Source organism: Sphingomonas bacterium (assembly GCF_903643065.1).
Lineage (GTDB): Bacteria > Pseudomonadota > Alphaproteobacteria > Sphingomonadales > Sphingomonadaceae > Sphingomonas.
Window position 1 is genome coordinate 1 of record NZ_CAHJWX010000301.1, and the last position, 3,668, is coordinate 3,668.

The 3,668-nt window shown below is 67.0% G+C and carries 5 protein-coding genes; 1 reads left to right on the forward strand and 4 read right to left on the reverse strand.

Features of this window, described 5'->3' with window-relative positions; translation table 11 throughout:
* The 4 genes from HUU95_RS10775 to HUU95_RS10790 all read right to left on the reverse strand — a co-directional run.
* A partial coding sequence (locus HUU95_RS10775; RefSeq protein ID WP_302480119.1) for a TCP-1/cpn60 chaperonin family protein occupies positions 1–547 on the reverse strand: 547 nt, incomplete at its 3' end.
* A gap of 75 nt (positions 548–622) precedes the next feature.
* Positions 623–913 carry a co-chaperone GroES gene (groES, locus tag HUU95_RS10780; RefSeq protein WP_174280115.1) on the reverse strand — a complete coding sequence of 97 codons (291 nt, stop codon included), beginning with the start codon at positions 911–913 and terminating at the stop codon, positions 623–625.
* Positions 914–1,139: 226 nt separating this feature from the next.
* Positions 1,140–1,583 carry a hypothetical protein gene (locus HUU95_RS10785; RefSeq protein WP_174280116.1) on the reverse strand — a complete coding sequence of 148 codons (444 nt, stop codon included), beginning with the start codon at positions 1,581–1,583 and terminating at the stop codon, positions 1,140–1,142.
* Positions 1,584–1,764: 181 nt separating this feature from the next.
* Positions 1,765–2,595 (reverse strand): class I mannose-6-phosphate isomerase, encoded by an 831-nt coding sequence (locus tag HUU95_RS10790; RefSeq protein WP_174280117.1) that lies wholly within the window; start codon positions 2,593–2,595, stop codon positions 1,765–1,767.
* Between the two features lie 194 nt (positions 2,596–2,789).
* Here HUU95_RS10790 and HUU95_RS10795 point away from each other — a divergent pair.
* A partial coding sequence (locus HUU95_RS10795; protein ID WP_174280118.1) for an outer membrane protein assembly factor BamD occupies positions 2,790–3,668 on the forward strand: 879 nt, incomplete at its 3' end.

Below are 3,668 nucleotides of genomic sequence, written 5' to 3' on the forward strand. Positions count from 1 at the left end.
GGCCCTTGGCCTCCTCGACGGTGATGACGCCTTCCTTGCCGACCTTCTCCATCGCTTCCGCGATCTTCTCGCCGACCACGGTGTCGCCATTGGCCGAGATGATGCCGACTTGGGCGATCTCCTGGCTGCCCGAGACGGGCTTGGACCGCGACTTGAGGTCGTCCACGACCTTGATCACCGCGAGGTCGATGCCGCGCTTGAGGTCCATCGGGTTCATGCCGGCCGCGACCGACTTCATCCCCTCGCGCACGATCGCCTGGGCGAGCACGGTGGCGGTGGTGGTGCCGTCACCGGCATTGTCGTTGGTCTTGGAGGCCACCTCGCGCAGCATCTGCGCGCCCATGTTCTCGAACTTGTCCTTCAGCTCGATCTCCTTGGCGACGGTGACGCCGTCCTTGGTGATGCGCGGCGCGCCGAAGCTCTTGTCGATCACGACGTTGCGACCCTTAGGCCCCAGCGTGACCTTGACCGCGTCGGCGAGGATATCGACGCCGCGCAGGATGCGCTCGCGAGCGTCACGGGAAAACTTGACGTCCTTGGCTGCCATGATGGCTACCCTTTCTATGTGCGGAAGTTCTGGAAGTTCAGGCTGCGTCTCGGGGGAAACGCGGCTCGCGGAGGATCAGCCGACGATCCCCAGAATATCGGATTCCTTCATGATCAGCAGGTCCTCGCCGTTCAGCTTGACCTCGGTGCCCGACCACTTGCCGAACAGGATCTTGTCGCCGGCCTTGACGTCCAGCGGGGTGATCGTGCCGTCCTTCTCGGACTTGATGCCGGTGCCGGCGGCGACGACCTCGCCCTCCTGCGGCTTCTCCTTGGCGGTGTCGGGGATGATGATCCCGCCGGCCGTCTTCTCTTCCGCCTCGGTGCGGCGGACGAGAACGCGGTCATGCAACGGACGAAAGTTCATGGGCGAGGTCCCTCTTGGCTGTCATCGAACTGAAATGGCACTCGCTCGGGGCGAGTGCCAGCAGACGCGATATGTGGCGGCGGGGTCGCCGCGTCAACGGCCGTGCGAAGTTTCTACGCCACCGCGCCAGCGGGCGCGCCGCCAACCGTCACGTCGGCAATGACCCATCGGCCTGACGAGCCTCGCCGGCCTATTAGTGACGCGTCTGTGCGAGGACAGGTGGAACTCACTTGATTCGGAACAGGCTGCGGGACTTGGCCGAGATCACCGGTCCGCTGGCAGCCGCCTTGTCGATCCTGGGGTAATTCGCCTTGTCATCGGCGCGCATGTTGGCGTTGAGCGCTACCAGGATCTGCATGTGCTGGCCGTCATAGGCCGTCAGGGTCAGGGCTTTGGGAAGCTGGGAGACGCGGCCATCCTGCGCTCCGCCCCGGGCGCTTTCGTGCGCGTCGATCACGGCCTGCAGATCGGGACCATAGCCGCCCGAGTTTTTCATGGCCGCCAGCGTCGACTGCTGTTGTGCCGTCAAGTCCGCCGCCGACTTCATGCATGTGTAACCGAACCGGACCAGTTCAACGTCTTCTACCCTGTTCGGGCAGTTTCGGCCGACATTGGCGTCCAGGTCCCATTGAAAGACGCCACCGTCACCAGAAATCCACGCACGCGCCATGCCGGTCTCTCCTTGAAGAGCATATGATCACGACCCGGCGTCCCCTTCAGGAGATCATCCTCAGCGACCTACCGCCAACGGCGGCGTAGAGAAAGCGGGCAGCAACCCCAATTGCTCGCGCCGCGACCAGCGCGCGACGAGCAGCACGCCGCCGGCGCCACCCCCCCAAACGGCACTGGATTTACACCGCCATCCGCGTCGTCCCCGGATAGGCGAACAGCACGTCGGCGCCGGCGTCCGCGCGCACCGTCTCGGTGCCCGTCACCGTCACGCACTGCCCGGCGTGCCAAGCGACGCCGCCGACCTCGCCCGCGCCGGTGATCGGCACCAGCCAGCCGGTGGTGCCGGCGGGCAGCGCGACCGCGTGCTCGCCGCCCTGCCATCGCTCCAGCACGAATTTCGGGCCTTCCACCTGCACATAGCGCCCGTCGCCCGCGTCGCCGGGCGAGGTCACCGGCACGTACGGCACCGGATCGGCGACCGCGATGCCATCGATCAGGTGCAGCTCACGGTCGGAGCCGTAATCGTACAGCCGGTACGTGGTCTCGGAGTTCTGCTGGATCTCGATCACCGTCAGCCCGCCGCCGATCGCGTGGATCGTATCGGACTTGCAGTAGAGGAAGTCGCCCGGCTTGACCGGCTTCCAGTCGAGCAGCCCTTCGATCGACCCGTCCAGCGCCCCGTTGCGCAGCCGCTCGTGGCTGATCGGCTCGTGCGTGCCGAGCGCGATGGTCGAGTCCGGCCGGGCGGCCAGGATGTTCCAGCATTCGTCCTTGCCGCGCGGCAGCCCGCGCGCGTGCGCCTGCTCGTCATTGGGGTGGACCTGCACGGACAGCGGCTTGGCGGTGAACAGGTATTTGATGAGCAGATCGGGCTTGGTGTCGCCGGGCTCCTGGAACCAGATCTCGCCGATCGGGTCCTGATCGGCGGGCTGGTCGGCGAACCCGGGCCACAGGTCGTGCCGGCCCCAGGGTTTCTCGACGCGATGGGTCTGTAGGAGGGTGGCGGGCATGGGAACTCCGGTGGGTTGAGCTAGCGTTCGCCCGTGTAACCGCCGTCACCCTGAACTTGTTTCAGGGTCCATGCGCGACGGCTGCCGCCGACGTGCCGCGCGGTCCAGGATCACGCTTAAATACTGAAACGAGTTCAGCATGACGATGGGTTCCGGGTCTACCTTCCGCCCCAATCCCGCGCTACAGCCCGGCCATGCGTATCGCCCGTTCCTGCGCCCTCCTGCTGGCGCTGACCGCCGCCCTCCCGCTCGCCGCCTGCGCCAGCCACAAGGCGAAGGGCGACCTGCCCTATGTCGCGCGCGACGTCGGCACGCTCTATTCGGCCGCGCGCGCGCGGCTCGACCAGGGCCGGTACAAGGAAGCGGCACAGCTGTTCGATGAGGTGGAGCGCCAGCATCCCTATTCGGTCTGGGCGCGGCGTTCGCAGCTGATGAGCGCGTTCTCCTATTATCTCGATCGCGACTACACCAACTCGATCCAGTCGGCTCAGCGCTTCATCTCCGTCCACCCCGGCAACCGCGACGCGCCCTATGCCTATTACCTCGTGGCGCTGGGCTATTACGAGCAAATCCAGGACGTGACCCGCGACCAGAAGATCACGCGCCAGGCGCTGGACGCGCTGGGCGAGCTGGCGCGGCGCTACCCGACCACGCGCTACGCCGCCGACGCCCGGCTGAAGATCGACCTGGTTCAGGATCACCTCGCCGGCAAGGAGATGGAGGTCGGGCGCTTCTATCAGCGGCGCGGCGAGTGGCTGGCGGCCTCCATGCGCTTTCGCGACGTGACCGCCGACTATCAGACGACGACGCACGTGCCCGAGGCGCTGATGCGGCTGACCGAATGCTACCTGGCGCTGGGCGTGCCGGACGAGGCGCAGCGTGCCGCCGCCGTGCTGGGCCGCAACTATCCGGGCACGCCCTGGTACACCCGCGCGTTCAAGCTGATGGGCGAGCATCCCGACCAGCAGCTGGCGCTGGTGCCGCGCGGGCAGCTCCCCGTGCCGCTCGGCACGCCGGGCGCCAAGGCACAGTCGCTGCCGGGCGATTCGGGCTCGGCCAAGCCGGGCGCGACG